General features: G+C 40.5%; 2 protein-coding genes. Both read left to right on the top strand.

The genetic code is table 11. The features are described 5' to 3' along the window. Window positions 1–390, top strand: a 390-nt coding sequence (locus tag ACODST_RS27825) for an RHS repeat domain-containing protein (RefSeq protein ID WP_488935351.1), incomplete at its 5' end; no start/stop codon positions are given. Window positions 391–404: 14 nt separating this feature from the next. Further along, on the top strand, window positions 405–588 hold a 184-nt coding region (locus tag ACODST_RS27820), incomplete at its 3' end, for a hypothetical protein (RefSeq protein ID WP_488935350.1).

Raw genomic sequence — 588 nt, 5'->3', positions numbered from 1 at the left:
TATGATCAGTACGACGACAAAGGCAATATCCTTCAGTACACTTTAGAAAACGGAATCCCAGTTTCCATAATCTGGGGCTATAATAAAACCCAGCCTATTGCCAAAATCGAAAATGCGGCCTATGCACAAATAGAAGCCTTATCTGGTTTTGGAGCAGGTTTTACTATTTCTGAAAGTCTGTCTGCCGCACAGGAATCTACACTGCGAAGCAGTCTTCCCAACGCCATGGTAACCACCTATACCTATATCCCGCTGGTTGGGGTAAGTACCATAACCGATCCTAAAGGAGACAAAATAACTTATACTTATGATTCTTTTGGAAGACTCGAAACAGTAATAGACAATGAAGGAAAAATCCTTTCTGAAAACCAGTACAACTACAAGCCGTAAAACCAGATAACATCATGAAAAAACTAATCCAATTCCTTTTAGTTTTACTGCCTTTTATGGTAATAAGCCAAACCCAGACCGAAAACTATATCAAGACCGTTACCTATAAAATTCCTGTTAGTGTTAAGATAACAGCACCTACCATTTCTCAGGCTGCCCAGACCGTGACTTATTTTGACGGACTGGGAAGACCCGTTC

This window comes from Flavobacterium sp. FG19, from assembly GCF_057809475.1.
This window is presented reverse-complemented; position numbering and strand designations above follow the sequence as displayed.